17 protein-coding genes and 1 tRNA gene are annotated in these 18164 nt (G+C 65.1%); 6 read left to right on the top strand and 12 right to left on the bottom strand.

Annotation, left to right across the window (positions count from 1 at the left end):
* The first annotated feature begins 1 nt into the window (after position 1).
* Together BH95_RS02400 and BH95_RS02405 are read left to right on the top strand one after the other, a co-directional pair.
* Positions 2–634, top strand: a complete 633-nt coding sequence (locus tag BH95_RS02400; RefSeq protein WP_037180861.1) for a potassium-transporting ATPase subunit C — start codon at positions 2–4, stop codon at positions 632–634.
* Positions 634–3132 (top strand): sensor histidine kinase, encoded by a 2499-nt coding sequence (locus BH95_RS02405; protein ID WP_037180865.1) that lies wholly within the window; start codon positions 634–636, stop codon positions 3130–3132. Before BH95_RS02400 ends, BH95_RS02405 begins: the two co-directional genes overlap by 1 nt.
* A 23-nt stretch (positions 3133–3155) precedes the next feature.
* Here BH95_RS02405 and BH95_RS02410 read toward each other — a convergent pair whose 3' ends face one another.
* Positions 3156–3512 carry a putative quinol monooxygenase gene (locus BH95_RS02410; RefSeq protein WP_230595655.1) on the bottom strand — a complete coding sequence of 119 codons (357 nt, stop codon included), beginning with the start codon at positions 3510–3512 and terminating at the stop codon, positions 3156–3158.
* 163 nt (positions 3513–3675) lie between these two features.
* On the opposite strand from BH95_RS02410, the gene BH95_RS02415 reads away from it, so the two are divergent.
* Complete coding sequence (locus BH95_RS02415) at positions 3676–4668, top strand: AraC family transcriptional regulator (RefSeq protein ID WP_037180868.1); 993 nt, start codon at positions 3676–3678, stop codon at positions 4666–4668.
* Here BH95_RS02415 and BH95_RS02420 read toward each other — a convergent pair whose 3' ends face one another.
* A complete protein-coding gene (locus tag BH95_RS02420) occupies positions 4669–5559 on the bottom strand; it encodes an alpha/beta fold hydrolase (RefSeq protein WP_037180870.1) in 891 nt (296 codons plus the stop codon). It lies immediately after the preceding gene.
* A gap of 19 nt (positions 5560–5578) precedes the next feature.
* Entirely contained in the window at positions 5579–6184 is a 606-nt protein-coding gene (locus BH95_RS02425) for a TetR/AcrR family transcriptional regulator (RefSeq protein ID WP_231383831.1), read from the bottom strand.
* A gap of 109 nt (positions 6185–6293) precedes the next feature.
* On the opposite strand from BH95_RS02425, the gene BH95_RS02430 reads away from it, so the two are divergent.
* Complete coding sequence (locus tag BH95_RS02430; protein ID WP_037180872.1) at positions 6294–7235, top strand: alpha/beta fold hydrolase; 942 nt, start codon at positions 6294–6296, stop codon at positions 7233–7235.
* Positions 7236–7254: 19 nt separating this feature from the next.
* On the opposite strand, the gene BH95_RS02435 is transcribed toward BH95_RS02430, so the two are convergent.
* Both BH95_RS02435 and BH95_RS02440 read right to left on the bottom strand, forming a co-directional pair.
* Positions 7255–7812 carry a CbrC family protein gene (locus tag BH95_RS02435; protein WP_037181061.1) on the bottom strand — a complete coding sequence of 186 codons (558 nt, stop codon included), beginning with the start codon at positions 7810–7812 and terminating at the stop codon, positions 7255–7257.
* A 145-nt stretch (positions 7813–7957) separates the two neighbouring features.
* Positions 7958–8030 (bottom strand) — tRNA-Asn (locus BH95_RS02440).
* Positions 8031–8169: 139 nt separating this feature from the next.
* Here BH95_RS02440 and BH95_RS02445 point away from each other — a divergent pair.
* Positions 8170–8418 carry a hypothetical protein gene (locus BH95_RS02445; protein ID WP_020111626.1) on the top strand — a complete coding sequence of 83 codons (249 nt, stop codon included), beginning with the start codon at positions 8170–8172 and terminating at the stop codon, positions 8416–8418.
* On the opposite strand, the gene dnaG is transcribed toward BH95_RS02445, so the two are convergent.
* The 7 genes from dnaG to BH95_RS02480 form a co-directional block, all read right to left on the bottom strand.
* Positions 8415–10337, bottom strand: a complete 1923-nt coding sequence (gene dnaG / locus BH95_RS02450; RefSeq protein ID WP_019667474.1) for a DNA primase — start codon at positions 10335–10337, stop codon at positions 8415–8417. The genes BH95_RS02445 and dnaG overlap by 4 nt on opposite strands.
* Before the next feature lie 42 nt (positions 10338–10379).
* The gene (locus BH95_RS02455; protein ID WP_037141707.1) at positions 10380–11657 is read right to left on the bottom strand and encodes a deoxyguanosinetriphosphate triphosphohydrolase; all 1278 of its coding nucleotides are present in this window, start codon (positions 11655–11657) and stop codon (positions 10380–10382) included.
* Positions 11654–12373, bottom strand: coding sequence for a YdcF family protein (locus BH95_RS02460; protein WP_019667476.1), 720 nt, complete (start codon positions 12371–12373; stop codon positions 11654–11656). The genes BH95_RS02455 and BH95_RS02460 overlap by 4 nt, the downstream gene beginning before the upstream one ends.
* A gap of 54 nt (positions 12374–12427) precedes the next feature.
* Entirely contained in the window at positions 12428–13036 is a 609-nt protein-coding gene (locus tag BH95_RS02465; protein ID WP_019667477.1) for a response regulator transcription factor, read from the bottom strand.
* Entirely contained in the window at positions 13033–14151 is a 1119-nt protein-coding gene (locus BH95_RS02470) for a sensor histidine kinase (protein WP_244164787.1), read from the bottom strand. The genes BH95_RS02465 and BH95_RS02470 overlap by 4 nt, the downstream gene beginning before the upstream one ends.
* A 67-nt stretch (positions 14152–14218) precedes the next feature.
* On the bottom strand, positions 14219–15004 hold the full coding sequence (locus BH95_RS02475; protein ID WP_037180877.1) for an ABC transporter permease: 786 nt from the start codon (positions 15002–15004) through the stop codon (positions 14219–14221).
* The gene (locus BH95_RS02480; RefSeq protein WP_037160766.1) at positions 15001–15903 is read right to left on the bottom strand and encodes an ABC transporter ATP-binding protein; all 903 of its coding nucleotides are present in this window, start codon (positions 15901–15903) and stop codon (positions 15001–15003) included. Before BH95_RS02480 ends, BH95_RS02475 begins: the two co-directional genes overlap by 4 nt.
* A gap of 117 nt (positions 15904–16020) precedes the next feature.
* Between BH95_RS02480 and BH95_RS02485 the strand changes: the two genes are divergently transcribed.
* Complete coding sequence (locus BH95_RS02485) at positions 16021–18018, top strand: TPM domain-containing protein (RefSeq protein WP_037180880.1); 1998 nt, start codon at positions 16021–16023, stop codon at positions 18016–18018.
* Positions 18019–18164: the final 146 nt, after the last annotated feature.

The raw sequence follows: 18164 nt of genomic DNA on the forward strand, positions 1-18164 counted from the left end.
CATGCGCTTCGTTCAAAGGTTCTTCGGTCAGATCGTCGCCGGACTCGCCGTCCTGTTGACACTCACGGTGATTCTGGGCGTCGGGTACCCGGCCGCGGTGTGGGCGGTGAGCAGGCTCGGATCGGACTCCGCGGAAGGGTCGCCGTTGACCGACAGCGCCGGCTGCGTGGTCGGCAGCAGCTTGATCGGCGTGGACCCTCAGGTCGAGGACGGCATGCCGGATCCGTTCTTCCACACCCGGGTCACCGGATCGGTGGCCGACGAGGACGCGTTCGCACCGGGTGATCCTGCCGCCGCACTTCCCTCGAACCAGGGACCGAGCAGCGAGACGCTTGCCGATTTCGTCGAGCAGCGACGCGTGCAGGTCGCCGAACGTGAGAACGTCGACCCGGATCAGGTTCCGGCCGACGCAGTGACCGGATCCGGATCCGGCATCGATCCACACATCAGCCCCGCCTACGCGGCAATCCAGATCGCCCGAGTCGCGGAGGTGAACGGGCTGAGTCAGGACACGGTGAGGTCCCTCGTCGACGAGTACACCTCGGGACGCCAACTCGGTTTCCTCGGCAACGAGCGAGTCGACGTGCCGGAGCTCAACGTCGCGCTGGGTCTGACCGCCCCCGGCTGCAGCTGATGTCCCCCGACGCCCGCGGTGAACTGCGCATCTATCTGGGCGCCGCTCCTGGCGTCGGGAAGACCTTCGCGATGCTCGGCGAAGCGCATCGCAGGAAGGAACGCGGATGCGATGTCGTTGCGGCCGTGGTGGAAACCCACGGCCGCGCGCGCACCGCAGCCCTGCTCGAGGGAATCGAGATAGTCCCGATGCGCACCGTGGACTATCGCGGTAGCACAGCGCTGGACATCGACGTCGACGCCGTCATCGCGCGTGGACCTGGTCTGGTCCTCGTCGACGAGCTCGCGCACACCAACACCCCCGGCAGCCGAAACGGCAAACGCTGGATGGATGTCGAGGACTTGCTTGCCGCCGGGATCGATGTGGTGTCGACTCTCAACGTCCAACATCTCGAGAGTCTCAACGACGTCGTCGAACACATCACCGGCGTCCCGCAGCGCGAGACCGTCCCTGATTCGGTGGTCCGAGCCGCGGATCAGATCGAACTGGTGGACGTCACTCCCGAAGCACTGCGACGCCGCCTGTCGCACGGGAACATCTACGCCGCCGACAAGATCGACGCAGCACTGAGCAACTACTTTCGGCAGGGCAACCTCACTGCGCTGCGGGAACTCGCCCTTCTGTGGATTGCCGATCAGGTCGATGCGGCCCTGGCCAAATACCGAACGGCACACCGGATAACCGAGACGTGGGAGGCGCGCGAGCGGGTCGTCGTGTCGGTCACCGGTGGACCCGAATCGGAGACGCTGGTGCGTCGGGCGCGGCGTATCGCATCGAAGTCGTCCGCGGATCTGATGGTGCTGCACGTCATTCGAGGAGATGGGCTCAGCGGAGTGTCGGCGCCGCAGATGGGTAAGGTCCGCGCATTGGCCGAGCGTCTCGGAGCCAGCATGCACAGTGTCGTCGGCGACGATGTTCCTGTCACTCTGCTGGAGTTCGCCCGCGGCGTGAACGCAACCCAGTTGGTGATCGGAACGTCGAGACGCTCTCGGTGGGCCCGCATTCTCGACGAGGGTATCGGTGCTGCCGTGATCCAGAAGTCGGGGAAGATCGACGTCCACATGGTCACGCACGACGAGGTCAGCCGCGGGTGGCGTCTGTCCCGACTGATCAGACCCGATCCGACGCACCGGCGGATTATCTCCTGGGCGGCAGCCGTCGTCGTCCCGTTCCTGTCGGCGCTGGCGATGTTGCTCGTGGACCCCTATCTCGACCTCGGCGGCGAGAGTGCCTTGTTCTTCATGGTGGTTCTTGCAGTCGCCTTGCTCGGTGGTGTTGCCGCAGCGGCGCTGTCGGCACTGATAGCCGGGTTGCTTCTCAATTTTTTCTTCGCCGACCCCCGCTACAGTTTCACCATTGCCGAACCGGACAATTTCGTCACGACGGTGGTGCTGCTGATCATGGCCGTCGCCGTCGCCTTCCTGGTCGATGTCGCCGCTCGCCGTGCCGCGCGGGCGAAACGTGCATCTCAGGAGGCCGAGCTGTTGACACTGTTCGCAGGCACGGTTCTGCGCGGCGGCGACCTGCACGCCTTGCTGGAGCGAGTCCGTGAAACCTATTCGCAGCGTGCAGTATCGATCATTCGACGGTCGGGCGACGTCGTCGAATCCGTCGGTAGCGACGCGCCCATCGACGCCCCCTCGGCCGACACCGCGATCGAGACGCCGGACGCCGATTTCGCGTTGCTGTTGGCCGGATCGAAAACCGGTGCACACGATCGACGAGTACTCGCAGCGGTCGCGAACCAGGCGGCGGGACTCATCCGTCAAGCCGAACTGGCCGAGGAAGCGAGCACAGCATCGGTTGTGGCGGAGGGTGACCGCTTGCGGCGGGCCCTCCTGTCATCCGTCAGCCACGACCTTCGAACTCCCCTCGCCGCTGTCAAGGCGTCGGTCTCCAGCCTGCGCAGCACCGACGTCGAATTCTCCGCCGACGACACCGCTGAGTTGCTCGCGACGATCGACGAGTCCACCGACACGTTGACCGCTCTCGTCGGGAACCTGCTCGATTCGTCTCGCCTCGCCGCCGGTGTCGTTCGGCCCACGCTGTCGACCGTTCGGGTCGAGGACGCGGTGCGAGCAGCGTGCGACTCCACTACGCGAGGCACACCCGACCTCGTCGTCGACGTCGGTGACACCACCGTCGCGGCCGACCCGATTCTGCTCGAACGGGTACTGGCCAATCTCGTCGACAACGCAGCCAGGCACGCCGCTGACACCACGATCCGGATCGGCGCCGCTACCGTCGGCGACCGCACGATCATCACTGTCGCCGACAGTGGCCCGGGGATCACGCTCGGCTCGAAAGACGCTGTGTTCGAGCCGTTTCAGCGACTCGGCGACACCGACAACACCACCGGCGTCGGCCTCGGACTGTCCGTGGTCCGCGGTTTCGTCGACGCGATGGGCGGATCGGTCTCGGTGTCGGACACCCCCGGCGGCGGCGTCACGATGACGGTGGAGCTGGCGTCGTCCATCTCACCGACATCCGACACCTGATCAGCCCGAGTTGGCGGTGCGCCTCAGTCGCTCAACGGCCGGAGCCATTCGGCCTCGAGGTCGCCCTCGACGAGTTCGGGGAGCGCACCGAAATAGGTTTGCATGAACGGTTGCTGGAGGTGGCGGGCGATATCTGCCCCGGTCGACCATCGCTCGTAGAACGCGAACGCACCCGGCTGCGCCGGCGTGGTGTGCACCGAGTACTGCTCGTATCCTTGTTCGGCGCGTACGGCGGGAACGATCGAACGGATGAGGCGTGCGAGTGCCTCTTCTTTTCCTGCCTTGGCGCGAGCGAAACCGTACACCGCGACAGGCGTGGTCGAGTTCAGTACGTCGCTGGGAACGAGGCCATCGGGAACTGTGTTGTCGTGTGTGCTCATCAGACTTCTCTCATCCAGGTCGCGGGCGGTGTGCTCGCGGCTGTGATCCACGCTAGAACCGCAACGACGACGCATCCATGGCTGAAACTCCCCGAAAAATACCCGAATGAACCACTCGAACATCGTTATGAGCATTTCGGTGCGCCGTTGCTAACCTCGACTGGTGGATGTTCTCTCCGAGATGTTGTCGGTCTCGTCGGTACGGGGCAGTGCAGGCGCTCGGATCACCGCCGCAGGCGAATGGGGTGTGCAGTGGGCGAGAGACCGTGATGCCGTCGTGTATGCAGTCACCGCCGGGATCGCATACCTGATCGTCGACGGTGACACACCCCGCATGATGATGCCTGGCGACGTCGTAGTGCTCGCCCAGGGCTCGGGTCACACGCTCGCCAGTGCACCGTCGGCTCCGGTGCACTCCTGCGACAATGCGGCCGCGGTCGATGCCAGGCTCCGCGGCGCGGCCCTCGCGCTCGGGGACGGCGGCACTCGGACCCACATCCTCGGAGCCTCGTACAGTTACGATTTCGCGGCTCCCGTTCCCGTTTTCGCGGTTCTACCTCCCGTACTTCATCTCTCTGCGCCGCAACTCGACGCGAGTGCGTCCGATATCGTCACCATCCTCGGCAGGGAGCTTGCCGCACCTGGACCCGCCACGGATCTGTTGCTGGACCGTCTGGTCGACGTCCTCCTGGTGGAAGTCATGCGAGCCTGGCTCTCGACCGACACGGAACTGTCGGCGTCCTGGTGGGGCGTTCTTCGTGACCCGTTGCTCTACTCGGCAGTCAGCAAGATCCACGAGGAGCCCAGCCGTCCGTGGACCACGGAGTCACTGGCGCGCGAAGTGTCGACGTCGAAACAGACTTTGATGCGGCGATTCGCCGTCTTCGCCGGAACCACTCCCGGCAAGTACATGACCGACTGGCGCATGAATCTTGCAGCCCGACGGCTACGCGATACCGACGACTCCCTCGACACGATCGCAACCGATCTCGGGTACGCCAGCGAATTCGCTTTCAGTCGTGCCTTTCGCCGCGAACGACAGATCCCGCCCGGACGATACCGCTCACGATCGCGGGACGTCGGGAGCCGTTCTCGGACGCGACCGTCGCCGACAGTGGAACCGTCGCCGTCCATAGCGCCGACATCCGGCACCTGATCAATCCAGGACGGAACGCAGCGCTGCCGCGAATTCGACGGGCCTGCCGTTCTGGCCGAACTCGCCGCCACAGAACCCCTGGTGTCCGCCGGGGAACACGACGGCGTCGCGGCCCAGCAGCGCAGCAACGGCATATCCAGCGCGACCGGCTAATTCACCGTCGACCGGACCGCCGGATTCCTCACCGACGGCGACGACGATGCGGGTACCGGACGCCTTCAACGCGTCTACGTCGGGCGCGAAATCCACAACGCCACCGCGCATGTTGGACATCAACGGGTCGTTGCGCGATCCATCGTCGTCCGTCGGCAGGCCGAACTGCGATGGATCCGGCGCCGGTCGATCGAGGTAGTCATGGTCGACCTCACCGCGGTGCATCACCAGCATGATGAATGCAGCCATCGCGGGGCCGGAGCCCTGCGCGTCGTAGATGGAGACCATGTCCTCGCAGACGGCGCGGATGTGGTCGCGGTCCGGCAGCGTCGCACCGGCCGGTGGTTCGTGTGCGACGAGCGTTCGAACGAGTCCGGGGTGGGCAGCCACGAATGCCAGCGCATTCACTGCTCCCCCACTGGTCGCGAAGACATCGACCGTGTCCGAGCCCAGTTCGAACAGGAGCGCGCGGAGATCGTCCGCGTGCTGAGCGGCTGTCACTGCGGCGGTGTCGTCCTCGCATGTACTGCGACCGGTGTTGCGGGGATCGCAGGTGACCACCACCCTGTCGGTGAAGTGCGACGCCAGGGTTCCGAATCCGCTTGCGTCCATAGGTGAACCGATCAACAGAAGCGGTACCGCGTCTTCGCTCGACGGACCGACGACGTCGTACGTCAGAGTTGCACCGGGCACGGTGAAAGTGTGAGTTGTCATGCTCGTGTCGACCGCGCTGGGCATGAAAACTCATCGCGGCGCCTCACGAGTCGGCTCCGAGCCTGCTGCCGACCATCTCGACGATCTCCGACGCCGCCGACCCCGTGTCGAAGGTGGGGTCCTCCAGGAATTCGTCGACGACCGCGTCGATCATCCCTCCCGCGAGGATCGCCAGTGTGCGCTCGTCCCGTCCCGGTCCCCGGTCGTCACCCCTGGCCTCGGACAACAGTCCCGCAAGGGGACGCCAGCGCTCCTGCCTCTCGTGTCGGGACGCGCCGTTGTTCGCAGCTGCCAGTCCGGCCTGCACCATGGTTCGTGCGTGATCCGGATGATCCGCCAGGTATCCGATCATCGCGCGCACGTATGCCTCGGGGCGTTCCGGTGGCGGCGACGCGTCGACGTGCTCGCCGACGTGTGTGACCAGCGCGGTCAGAACATGCTGATATGCGGCCGTGAGCACCGCATCCTTGGTGTTGAAGTGGTACACCACCGTGCCCTTGACGACCCCCGCGGCATCGGCGATCCGCGCCAACGACGCGGCGGCATATCCGTGTTCGGCGACCAGTGAGACAGCTGCGGCGATGATCTGCGCACGCCGTTCGCGCTCGATTCTGGTCGGTCCATCGGCCCCTGACATACGCGCAGACATGACGTAAGGTTACCGACATCGACCAATTTTTGACCATAAGGTCAAGAAATGAGAGGTAGTCATGGACGATCCATCGCCAACCCGCCCCAGGAGAAGGCGTCGAGCATGGGTGATTGCGGCACTCGTCGTGGCGGTAACGGTGACCGCGGGCGCATTCGCCCTCCGCACCCCCAGCCCCGTCGGTCATTGGAACTCCAAGGACAAGCACGAGAAGTTCGTGGCCGATTACCAACGCGCCTGGGAGGACATGCCGACGCCTGACCGAACCCTGGACGTACGAACGGAATTCGGATTCGTTCGTGTCTACCGCTTCGACGGCACCGGACCGACCAGGACGGAGCACCCGTTCGTGCTGCTTCCCGGTAGATCGTCACCCAGCCCTATCTGGGCCACGAACATGCCCTCGCTGCTCGCACTCGGTGACGTGTACGCACTGGACCTGCTGGGCGAACCGGGAATGAGTGTGCAAGAGGTCCCGATCGAGAACGACGACGACAACGCGGCCTGGCTCGACCAGACTCTCGAACAACTCCCCGAGGACGAATTCAACCTACTGGGCCTGTCCATCGGCGGATGGGCCGCGACCAACCTGGCAACCCATTACCCCGACCGTGTTGCCTCCCTGATGCTGATCGACCCGGCGTACACGTTCGCCACCATCCCGCTCGGGACGGCGGTTCGAGCCATCCCGGCATCTGTCTCGTGGCTACCCAAGTCCTGGCGGGATTCGTTCGCCTCGTACACAGCCGGCGGCGCACCTGTCGAGGACAACGCCGTGGCTCGGATGATCGAAACCGCCATGAGCGCCTACTCGATCAAGCTGCCGCAACCGTCGCTGATCCCCGAGAGCGACCTGGAAGGCCTCCGAATGCCTGTCCTCGCGATACTCGCCGGACGATCGGTCATGCACGACGCCTCCGACGCCGAGGAGGTCGCGCGACGTGCACTCGGCAACGGCACCGTCGTCGTCTACCCGGAGGCGTCGCACGCCGTCGGCTCCGAGGAGGCCGACCGGATCGCCGACGAGATCAGCCGATTCCTCTCGTCCTGAACCTGTATCCGGCACTGCCTCAACAGGAGTCGACATGCAGCCGGTGTGCACCGCAGGTCAAGCACTGGAACAGGTAGCCCGACAGATCACCTTCGACTTCCAGACACTTCCTCACGACGACGGGCTCGAAACCGGTTCCACCGTCGACATCGGCGGCGAAGTCCTTCTCGTGCAGATACACGACGAGTTCGTCCGCGCCTACGTATCCGACGAATGCGCAGGGCCTGCCACAGTGGGACCGCCATTGCTCCTGCTGCCACGAGGGGTACGACGGCGTTCGGTCGGACACCTCACGGGCCTCGTCGACATCGACGCTGATCACACCATCCGGCGACGGCGGCACGCCGTCGATACCGATCCAGTCGTTGAACTCACCGTCGAACTTTCGGGCCGCCGTACCGTCGGCGATACACCATGGACAGAGAAACTCGACCTTCGCAACGGAGTAGAACGAACCCTGGTACTTCAGGTCATTCGGTCGACCGCACGCATCGCACTCCCCCTGCGTCTCCTCGAAGAACCCGAGTTCGTACGCGCGCGGATTGAACCGAAAGACGGGCGGGCGGTCGCGGTTCACGTCCTCGATGATGACATCCACAACCCGCGACGAAATTCACCCACCTGTTGTGCGTTGCGCACGTCTGCGTACGCACAACAGGTGGGTGAATGTGCGCCCTCGACAGCAGAAAACCCCCACCCAGGAACTGGATGGGGGTCTCGAGCTCCCCCGGCTGGACTCGAACCAGCAACCGTCCGATTAACAGTCGGAAGCTCTGCCAATTGAGCTACAGGGGATTACTCAGTGGCTTCGCACTCTCGTGCGGGCCGAGAGAAACAATAGCGCACACCCCCATGGGAGTACCAAATCGCCCTGCTCGGGCCCCGTCAGGCAGGATGGTGGGACGCGTGCACAACACTGATCTAAGGACTTGTGATGATTCGTTTGGTTCTGGCTGCTGGGGCGGCGTACGTGCTCGGAGCCAAGGCTGGTCGTGGTCGCTACGAGCAGATTCGTAAGACGGCTTCCGCCGTGGCGGGTAGCCCGGCGACCAAGAAGGTCATCGAGGTCAGCAGGCAGAAGCTGTCGGATTCGCTGAACACGCAGCCGAAGCTCGAGCCGATGAAGCCCATCGACGACGAGACGCAGCTCTACATCCCCCAGGATCAGCTGCGTAAGCGTTAGCCGGCTGCGGAGTCGTCCTCGACGTTGCCGATGGCCTGTTCGAGCAGGCTCCGTCGGTACTGTTCGAGGGCGATGACGTCGCCGAGCAGTGCGTAGTACTCGTCCTGGTTGTCCTGCGGTGACATGCGCTGCATCTTGGATTTGAGCTCGGCGACCTGCTCCCCCACCCAGACTTCCTGTAGACGAGCCAGTACCCCGCCGATGTACCGCGTGAGCGCGATGTCCGCCACCGGGATGTGCTCGACCGCGAGCTCCATCACGAGCGATTTCACGACCGCAGTTTCGGTCCGCTTGGCGACGGCGTCGACCCATTCCCCTCCGCCGAGGCCTGCGGCGGTCCCCCCTGCGGCGGTCACCGCTGCGCTGACGGCGGCGTAGGCGGGGTGAGTGAAGGTCTCGGGAGGCAGTGAGTCGAAGACCGACCCGGCGATCGCCGGGTTCTGCAGCGCGGACTTCAACGCCTCACGCTGAGGCCACAGGGACGGATCCTTGGGGTGTGGACGCGTCGGGCCGGCCGGCACCTCCGCCGGGGGCGCCTGGCGCTTGTCGAACGGTGTGCGTTTCTTCGTGTCTCCGCGTGCGCCCTTCTTGGCTTCGTCTCGAACCCGTGCGAGAACCATCGCGGTGTCGTCCCAACCGGTCCAGCCGGCGAGTTGGCGCGCGTATTCGTCGCGCAGCGATGCGTCCTTGATCCGCGCCACGACGGGGACGGTTCTGCGCAGCGCTTCGACCCGACCTTCGGGCGTGTCCAGATCATGTTCACGCAGAAGCGATTTCACGACGAAGGCGAACATCGGGGTGCGGCGTGCAACGAGGTCACGTACGGCGGGGTCGCCGGATTTCTGCCTCAGCTCGCAGGGATCCATGCCCTCGGGTGCGATGGCGACGAAGGTCTGTCCGGCAATTTTCTGATCACCCTCGAAAGCCTTCATCGCGGCCGCCTGGCCTGCGTCGTCGCCGTCGAAGGTGTAGATGACCTCGCCGCGGAAGTAGCTGTCGTCCATCATGAGTCGACGCAGCATCGCCAGGTGGTCCTCACCGAAGGCGGTGCCGCACGAGGCGACGGCGGTCTTGACGCCTGCCAGGTGCATGGCCATGACGTCGGTGTATCCCTCGACGATGACGGCCTGATGCGATTTGGCGATGTCCTTGCGTGCCATGTCGAGCCCGAACAGCACCTGAGACTTCTTGTACAGCATGGTTTCCGGCGTGTTGATGTACTTGCCGGGCATGGTGTCGTCGTCGAACAGTTTCCTGGCGCCGAAGCCGATGGTGTCGCCGCTCTGACTGCGAATCGGCCACACCAACCGTCGCCGAAACCTGTCGATGGGTGTTCCGCGCTTACCGGGTGTCGCCAGGCCCGCGTCGATGATCTCCTTGGCTTCGAAGCCGCTGGACAGCAGGTGCTTGGTCAGGGTGTCCCAGCCGTCGGGCGCGTATCCGCAGCCGTACGCCAGCGCGGCTTGGCCGTCGAAGTTGCGCTCGGTCAGGTAGTCCCGAGCGGCCTGGGCGTCGGGTTCACGCAGACGCGCGGCGTAGAACTCCTGGGCCGCCGAGTTGGCTGCGATCAACCGCGCTCGGGTGCCCCGGTCACGTTGAACCGATGGCCCTCCGCCCTCGTAGGTGATCGAGTAGTTCAGCCGGTCGGCGAGTTGCTCGACGGCTTCGACGAAGGAGATGTGCTCGATCTTCTGGAGGAAGGAGTAGGCGTCACCTCCCTCACCGCAGCCGAAGCAGTGGAAATGCCCGTGGTTGGGTCGGACGTGGAACGACGGAGATTTCTCGTCGTGGAAGGGGCACAGGCCCTTCATCGAGTCGCCGCCCGCGCGCTTGAGAGAGACGTAGTCACCGACGACGTCTTCGATCCGTGTGCGTTCGCGAATGGCGGCGATGTCACGTTCAGGAATTCGGCCGGCCACGAAGGGCAGTCTAGTCCTGTCCCACGACTCCGACGAAGCGGATCAGCCCCAGCTGGCCTGAGCTCCGAGGCTGCGCTTGTCGATCAGTTCGAGGCGGCTTTCGGTGTACGACGCGATCTGGTCCACCACGACTCGGGTGCGCTCGGCATCGGACTGGGCGCGGTTCCAGGCGGGGACGAAGATAGGGTCCAGCTCACCCGGCCCGGATCGTTCGACCCATTCGGCGACGCGGTGAATGCGGTCGCGTTGGCGTGCCTGCCGCACTTTGTGGCTCGCGTCGGACATCACGTAGCGCAAGGCCATCGTCTTCAGCAGAGCGACCTCGGACGCAACGATCGGCGGGATGACCAAGTCCGCGTCGTACCGGGACAGGGGTTCGGTTCCCCATTTCTGACGGGTGGCGTCGATGGCTGCGGTGGCGAATCGCCCGACCAGCTCGCTGGTCAGATGCTTCAACGCGACCGACGCGGCGAGGGTGCCGTCGAATTCACCGACAGCGAGGACCACCGGCATGCGGGACAGGCGTTCGGCGGCTTCGACGAGCTCGTTCTGGTCTAGGCCGCGAAACTCGCGAACACCGAGTTCGGCGAGCTCTCGTTGCTCGGACCGGTCGCCGAGTGACCGGAGTGCGATGCGGCCGTCGATGACGCCGTCTTCGACGTCGTGAACCGAGTAGGCGACGTCGTCGGCCCAGTCCATGGATTGGGCTTCGAGGCATTTGCGACGGTCGGGTGCGCCGTCGCGTACCCAGTCCAGGATGGCGGAATCGTCATCGTAGGCACCGAATTTCGCGCCGGGCGACGGTCGCAACCAGGGATACTTGATGGCGGCGTCGAGCGATGCGCGGGTGAGATTGAGCCCGACGCTGGTGCCGTCGGAATCGAGGATCTTGGGCTCGATTCCGGTGAGGATGCGCAGGTTCTGCGCGTTGCCCTCGAACCCGCCGCAGTTCGCTGCGACCTCGTCGAGCGCTTTCTCGCCGTTGTGCCCGTAGGGCGGGTGCCCGATGTCGTGGGCGAGACCGGCGAGGTCGACGAGGTCGGGGTCTGCGCCGAGCCCTTCCCCGATGCTGCGACCGATCTGTGCGACCTCGAGTGAATGTGTGAGCCTGGTGCGCGGAGTGTCGCCGTCGCGCGGCCCGGTCACCTGTGTCTTGTCGGCGAGCCTGCGCAATGCCGCGCAGTGCAGCACACGTGCTCGGTCGCGCGCGAACTGACTGCGATGCGACGCGTTTTCCTGCCCGCTGTCCAGCCCGGCGGTCTTGGGTGCTTCGGTGACGAATCGTTCGATGTCGTGGTCGGTGTAGTCGCTCACTGTCATTGCCCTGCCGTGTAGGAGAAGTCCGCGGTGAAGTGCGTCAGCTGATACCACAGCAACGCACCGGTCTCACGCGCGATTCCGTGGGCCTGGGACTCGCGGGTGTACACGGCCGGGCCGGTGCGGGTGGGCGATGTCCACGCTTCGAGTCCAGCGTCGCGGGCCATGGTGCGCGTGCGCAACGAATGCCACGGATCGCTCACCAGCACGACGGACGACTTACCCTGTGCGCGAAGCGTTTCGCTGACCGCCTCGATGCTTTCCAGCGTGTCCGAGCCCTGTTCGACGGCAATGATCTTGTCCGCCGGCACTCCCTGATCGATGAGGTAGTTACGGCCGGACGCAGCCTCCGTGTAGAGGTCGCCTTCCTGCTTCCCGCCGACGGTCACTATTTCCGGTGCGACCCCTTCTTCGTACAACGCGGCTGCCTGTGACAATCGAGCCTCGAACACGCTCGACGGAGTGCCCGAGTACTGCGCTGCGCCGAGCACCACGATCGCCTGTGCAGGCGTGTGGTCGTCGATCCGGGCCACCTGCCAGACCCGCACCGCGGTGCCGCCGACGACGACGAGTCCCATCAGAACTACGCCGACGACGAGCCTCGTCGTCCAGCGACCGAGCGTGCCGAAGAACCCGAGCCGCGCGGGTTCGGGCTCGGTGTATTCGTACGTCTCCCCGTAGGGATCGCCGTACGGATCGCGGTCGACAGTCGAGTTCACTCCTCGAGTTTGCCAGCCCGACCCGCGAGAAGGCGCCTGGGCACGCGGGGCGGCCTACAACCATCCCCGTTCCCGCGCGACTCGGATTGCCTCGGCTCGCGTCGTCGTACCCGTTTTTCCGATTGCCGCGGACAGGTGATTCCGTACCGTCCCTTCCGACAGATGGAGCGCAGCGGCGACTCGACCTGCGGTTCCTCCCTCGGCAGCAGCACGGAGAACTTCCTGCTCACGTGCCGTCAGCGGGGACACTCCGTCGGTCAACGTCTCGGTTGCGAGAGTGGGATCGACCACCCGCAGGCCCATGTGAACGCGCCGGACGGCGTCGGCGAGTTGGCGCGCCGGGGTGTCCTTGACGACGAATCCATCGGCACCCGCGTCGATGGCGCGTCGCAGATATCCGGGCCGGCCGAAAGTGGTGACGATCATCACTCGGCAACCGGGGTAGTGCTTTCTCAGTTCTGCAGTCGCTGCGATGCCGTCGAGGCCAGGCATCTCTACGTCCAGCAGTGCGACGTCCGGGCGATGCTCCACGGCCGCCGCAACCACCTCGTCGCCGCGCCCGACTTCCGCGACGACCTCCAGATCGGATTCCAAGTCCAGCAGCGCCGCCAAGGCGCCTCGGACGAGAGCTTGATCGTCTGCCAACAGCAACCGGATACTCATGCCGCCACCACTTCCACCCGAAATCCACCCGCAGCTGACTTCCCCACGCTCAACGACCCGTTCGACGCCTTCACGCGCTCGGCGAGCCCGCGCAGGCCGTGTCCGTCGTCCGAGATGCTTCCGGACGTACCGACGCCGTCGTCGGAGATCTCGATGCGACCGGGTTCGACGACCACCGTGCACTGGCGGGCCCCACTGTGCCGGATCACGTTGGTGACCGCTTCGCGCACAGTCCACCCGAACAGTTCACGGTTGCGGAGAGGGACAACGTCGGCATCGGCGGGAAACACGGCGTCGATCCCCGCCGCGTCGAGAGCCGACCGCGCCGACGCGAGTTCCGTTGCGACGTCGACCGTGCGCATGGCCCCGACGGTGGAACGGACGTCGCCGAGTGCTTCCCGCGCGAGAGCTTCCACCTCGGCGATCTCGACGGCCGCCCGGGCAGGATCGATCTCGACGAGCCGCCCGGCGAGTTCTGCTTTCACCGTGATGACGGTCAGCGAGTGCCCGAGAATGTCGTGGACATCGCGGCTCACTCGTTCACGTTCGGCGACGACGGCGAGGTCGGCGAGCTGTTGCCGTGCCTCGGCGAGTTCGTGGTTGCGCTTGAAGACCTGAGTGATTCCCCAGGCCGCGACTGCACTGATCACGAGCTGAAATGCGAAGAAGGAACCGGGATCCCAGGACGAAACGATGCGGGGCAGAAGTTCGACGACGGCGACCAGTGCGATGACAACCGCCCACGCCTGACGGGTGGACAACGTCATCATGGCGAGAACCGCCATGTAGATGGTCGCGCCGAACGCCTGACTTCCGATGAGTACAGCAAGGAACAGCGTCAGTGCCGCCATGCCGGTCAGGCTCGCCCAAGCCCATCCACGGGCGAGCGCAGGTCCTTCCCGTCGCGCAGTGCGAAATGCCCAGAACGTGACGACGAACAGAGCACCGAACGCGACGACGGCGGTCACGCCCGCCACTTTCCCGGCCAGACTGGGCAGCGCCAGGGACTCCCCCAGCGGGTACGCGAGATAGAACAGCCAGATCATGCCGAAGACCCAGCCGAAACGGAACGTCCGTCCAAGTCCCTCGGAGTCGTCCGTGTCTGACCGGGTCATGGCGAACACGCTAGTACGTGCGTGGAAATGTGTCCCAGGGGACACATTTCCACGCACAGCGGATCGGTCAGACACGCTTGGTGTCTCGGCGGAACAACACGGCGGCACCGAGTACGAACAGACCGGCCCAGACGGCCAGGTTGGCCAGAGCGATCACGAGCGTCCCCGTCGTCGGACCCGTGAACGGCGCACGCGCAACCGTCGCGAGCCCGTAGAGCGGAGTGAACTTGGCAACGAAGGGGAACCATCCGCTGTCTGCCAGCGGTACGAACAGTCCGCCGGCGAACGCGAGGACGGCGAGGAGCGGACCGAGGACCTGCATCACGTTCTCGGATGGCAGCAGGTATCCCATGAACAGTCCGAAGGCTGCGAACACGCCGCTTCCGAGCCACGCGATGAGGCCGCTGGTGATCCAGATCCAGATCGGCATGTCCGCCCCGACGAACGCGGCGACCACGAAGACCGCCACCACCGACGCAAGGCCCATCGTCATCGCGACCAGGATCTTGGTGACGATGTACGCGACCGGACGCAGCGGTGTCAGCCGGAGCTGTCTGCTCCAGCCCTGCGCCCGCTCGACGGACACCATCGCTCCACCGCTGGTTGCGCCCAGCATCGCACCGTAGACCGCCATGCTGATGGCGATGTACGCGGTGACGTTGCCGTGCGCGAAGGAATAGTCGGACTTGAAATCCGACTGCGAACCGAAGATCACGAAGAACACCGGTGGCATGACGAGAGTGAAGGCAATGGTCCGCCGATTGCGGAACAACCTCTTGATCTCCAGTCCGAGAAACGTGGGGCTGAACCCTCCGAGAGCCAGGGTCGGGCGAGGAGCGGTTGCTGTGGTCATGTCGCACTTCCTACGAGATCGGTTGTCAGAGCGAGGAATGCATCCTCGAGGTTCTTGGAGACGATTTCTACGTCGACGGCGTCGGTGCACGTCAACAGATACCGCGCGACGGCATCGGAATCCTTACCGTGGACTATCACTCGCTCGCCGCGCATCTCGACGTGGTCCACACCTGGAATACGCAGCAGCGCAGTCTGATCCACACCGCGGGCTGTTGCCGTGACAGTTCGACCGGAGGCGAGGTTCTTGACTTCCGCAGCGCTGCCGTCGGCGACGATCCTGCCGTGGCGCAGGAGCACGATTCGATCCGCGTACGCGTCGGCCTCGTCGAGATAGTGCGTCGCGAACATGACCGTGCGGCCGTCGCGAGCATCGTGACGAATCGCATTCCAGAAGTCGCGCCGCCCTTCGACATCCATTCCGGTCGTGGGCTCGTCGAGAAGAATCAGATCGGGTTCCGGCAGCAACGCGAGGGCGAAGCGAAGCCGCTGCTGCTCACCCCCGGAGCATTTCGCCACGCGCCGATCAGCGATCCCAGTGATCCCGGCACGCTCGAGAACGCTGTCGACCGGACTCGTGCGCGGAAACAGTGACGCGGTCAGCTGAATCGTCTCGCGGACCGACAGATCCCGGATGAGCCCTCCGCTCTGCATCACCGCCGACACCCTCCCGTCGGCGATCGCCTCGGCGGGTGAGCGGCCGAACACCCGCGCAGTACCTGTATCGGGCTTGGCCAGCCCGAGCATCATGTCGATCGTCGTCGTCTTGCCCGCTCCGTTCGGACCGAGAAACGCCACCACTTCACCGGGCTCCACGCGCAAACTCACATCCGCGACGGCCTGGACTTTCCCGAAAGCTTTGCTCAGGTGCTCGAGATGCACCGCAGGTGTTGTTGTCATGAGAACTACCCTGCTCGCGTTCGGCCTTTCATCCCTCGTCCGAGCGTCACGTTGTTGCCGTGACACCTGTCATGGGTGGTGCCGCGGTGTTACCACCGGACGGTAGATTCTCATCTCATGACGCAGTTCACGGTCCGACGCTTTTTCGCAGTCACTGTTCTCACGTCGATGCTCGGGTTGGCCACCCTGATCGGAGTGACGGCCCCGGCCTCTGCGGAAGCGCCGTCGAGGCTCGCCGGCCAGATAACGGATTCGGTCGGTGCACTCGACGAATCGGAACTCGTCGACGTTCAGGCCGCGATCGACGATCTGTACAACTCGGCACAACTGCGACTGTGGGTCACGTACGTCGCCGACTTCGACAACCTGTCGGCCGAGCAATGGGCCCAGCAGACCTATCGGGCGAGCGACTTCGGGCAGCGCGACGTGCTGTTGGCGGTCGCCACCGTCGACCGGTCGTACTACCTCGCCGTCGACACGTCGTTGGACCGAATCACCGCGAGCGAGCAGACGGACATTCGGACCGACGACGTCGAGCCCGCTCTGCGAGAACAGGATTGGTCCGGCGCAGCCATCGTTGCCGCTGGATCGCTCGGCGAAGCGTACGCGAGTTCCGGCAGCGGCGGCTCCAGTACACCGTGGCTGATCGGCGCAGGCGTCGTGGTCGTTGCCGGAGGCGGCGCCGTCGTCTACTCCTCGCGGCGCAACAAAGCACGCAGGCAAGCGGGAATCGACGCTGCACACAACATCGACCCCACCGACACCGCAGCACTGTCCGCTCTACCCCTGGAAATTCTCGACGCGAGAGCGCACACGATGCTCGTCGAAACCGACAACGCCGTCCGGTCGAGCGAGGAAGAACTGTCGATTGCGCGCTCGGAATTCGGCGACACCACCTCCGCCCCGTTCATCACCGCGTTCGAAGAGGCGAAGAAGGCGCTCGGAACCGCGTTCGAGATCCGTCAACGCCTCGACGACGCCATCCCGGAAACTCCGGAACAGCGACGCTCGATGCTCATCCAGATCATCTCCTCGTGTGGCCGCGCCGATCACGAACTGAATTCGCGGGTCGCCGAGTTCGAGTCGATGCGAGACCTGCTGATCAACGCAGATTCCAAGCTCGACTCGCTGACGCAGGCCGTCGTCGAACTCACCGTGCGCGTACCCGAGTCGGATGCCGTTCTGAAGGCACTGCACACCGAGTTCGCGGAGCCGGCGCTCGCCTCGATCTCGTCGAACATCACCATGGCCCAGGAGGACATCGAACTGGCCGAGCGCAACATCGAGGTCGGCCGCGAGGCTGCGACGAAACCCGCAGGCCAACAGGGCGAGCTCGTGTCCGCGATCCGGACCGCGGAAAAAGCCGTCGACCAGGCTCGGGCGCTGCTCGACGGAGTAGACCACGCGCAGAACGACATTCGCAATGCAATTGCCACACTGCCCGCAGCGATCGACGACGTTCGTCGCGACATCCAGAATGCCGCCACGCTCGCCGAGCACGGCGGACAGAAGCTTCAGAACGCACGCGCCGCGGCCGAGCAGGCACTCCGCATCGCCGAAGAATCCAAAGCGACCGATCCGCTCGGCAGCTTCACGCAACTCGTCGCTGCCGATCAACACCTCGATGCCGTCATCGCCGACGCCACCGAGGCGAAGACCCAGGACGATCTGCTCCGTTCGCGACTGGCCCGCGACCTCGGTGGCGCACAATCCCAGATCACCGCAGCGAAGGACTACATCTCCACCCGACGCGGCGGCGTCGGCGCGGAAGCTCGCACGAGGCTCGCCGAAGCGGAGCGCCACTTCGCTGCGGCTCGACAACTCGAATCCTCGGACCCGGCCAAGGCAATCCAGCACGCACAGGCAGCAGCCCAGCTGGCATCGAGGGCATCTCAGTCCGCGCAGGCCGACGTACGGGACTGGGAGAATCACAACCGCCCACGAGGCGGTAGCAGCGGGGGCAACGTCGCCGGCGCAGTCCTCGGCGGCATCCTCATCAACAGCGTCCTCCGCGGCGGCGGAGGCGGTGGCTTCGGCGGTGGTGGTTTCGGAGGCGGAGGCTTCGGCGGGGGCGGTGGTGGCGGCGGCTTCGGTGGCGGCGGCGGTCGGTTCTAGCTCCTCTCCGGTGGCCGAACCAGCGCCCCGTCCGGTGAGCGAACAGCGCCCCGTCCGGTGAGCGAATGAACCGTTCGGTCACTTGGAGTGACCGAACGGCTCATTCGGTGCTACGTGCGGGTCTCGACCGAGCCGAAGCTGCGGCG

The organism is Rhodococcoides fascians A44A (assembly GCF_000760735.1).
In the GTDB taxonomy this organism is placed as follows: Bacteria; Actinomycetota; Actinomycetes; order Mycobacteriales; family Mycobacteriaceae; genus Rhodococcoides; species Rhodococcoides fascians_E.

Bases quoted from the DNA above. Each gene is read 5' to 3' on its own strand.
- BH95_RS02445 (WP_020111626.1), top strand. From the start codon at position 8,170: ATGATTCGTTTGGTTCTGGCTGCTGGGGCGGCGTACGTGCTCGGAGCC.
- BH95_RS02480 (WP_037160766.1), bottom strand. From the start codon at position 15,903: ATGACAACAACACCTGCGGTGCATCTCGAGCACCTGAGCAAAGCTTTC.
- BH95_RS02465 (WP_019667477.1), bottom strand. From the start codon at position 13,036: ATGAGTATCCGGTTGCTGTTGGCAGACGATCAAGCTCTCGTCCGAGGC.
- BH95_RS02420 (WP_037180870.1), bottom strand. From the start codon at position 5,559: ATGCCCAGCGCGGTCGACACGAGCATGACAACTCACACTTTCACCGTG.
- BH95_RS02410 (WP_230595655.1), bottom strand. From the start codon at position 3,512: ATGAGCACACACGACAACACAGTTCCCGATGGCCTCGTTCCCAGCGAC.
- BH95_RS02470 (WP_244164787.1), bottom strand. From the start codon at position 14,151: ATGACCCGGTCAGACACGGACGACTCCGAGGGACTTGGACGGACGTTC.
- BH95_RS02455 (WP_037141707.1), bottom strand. From the start codon at position 11,657: ATGACAGTGAGCGACTACACCGACCACGACATCGAACGATTCGTCACC.
- BH95_RS02400 (WP_037180861.1), top strand. From the start codon at position 2: ATGCGCTTCGTTCAAAGGTTCTTCGGTCAGATCGTCGCCGGACTCGCC.
- BH95_RS02425 (WP_231383831.1), bottom strand. From the start codon at position 6,184: ATGTCTGCGCGTATGTCAGGGGCCGATGGACCGACCAGAATCGAGCGC.
- BH95_RS02475 (WP_037180877.1), bottom strand. From the start codon at position 15,004: ATGACCACAGCAACCGCTCCTCGCCCGACCCTGGCTCTCGGAGGGTTC.
- BH95_RS02405 (WP_037180865.1), top strand. From the start codon at position 634: ATGTCCCCCGACGCCCGCGGTGAACTGCGCATCTATCTGGGCGCCGCT.
- BH95_RS02485 (WP_037180880.1), top strand. From the start codon at position 16,021: ATGACGCAGTTCACGGTCCGACGCTTTTTCGCAGTCACTGTTCTCACG.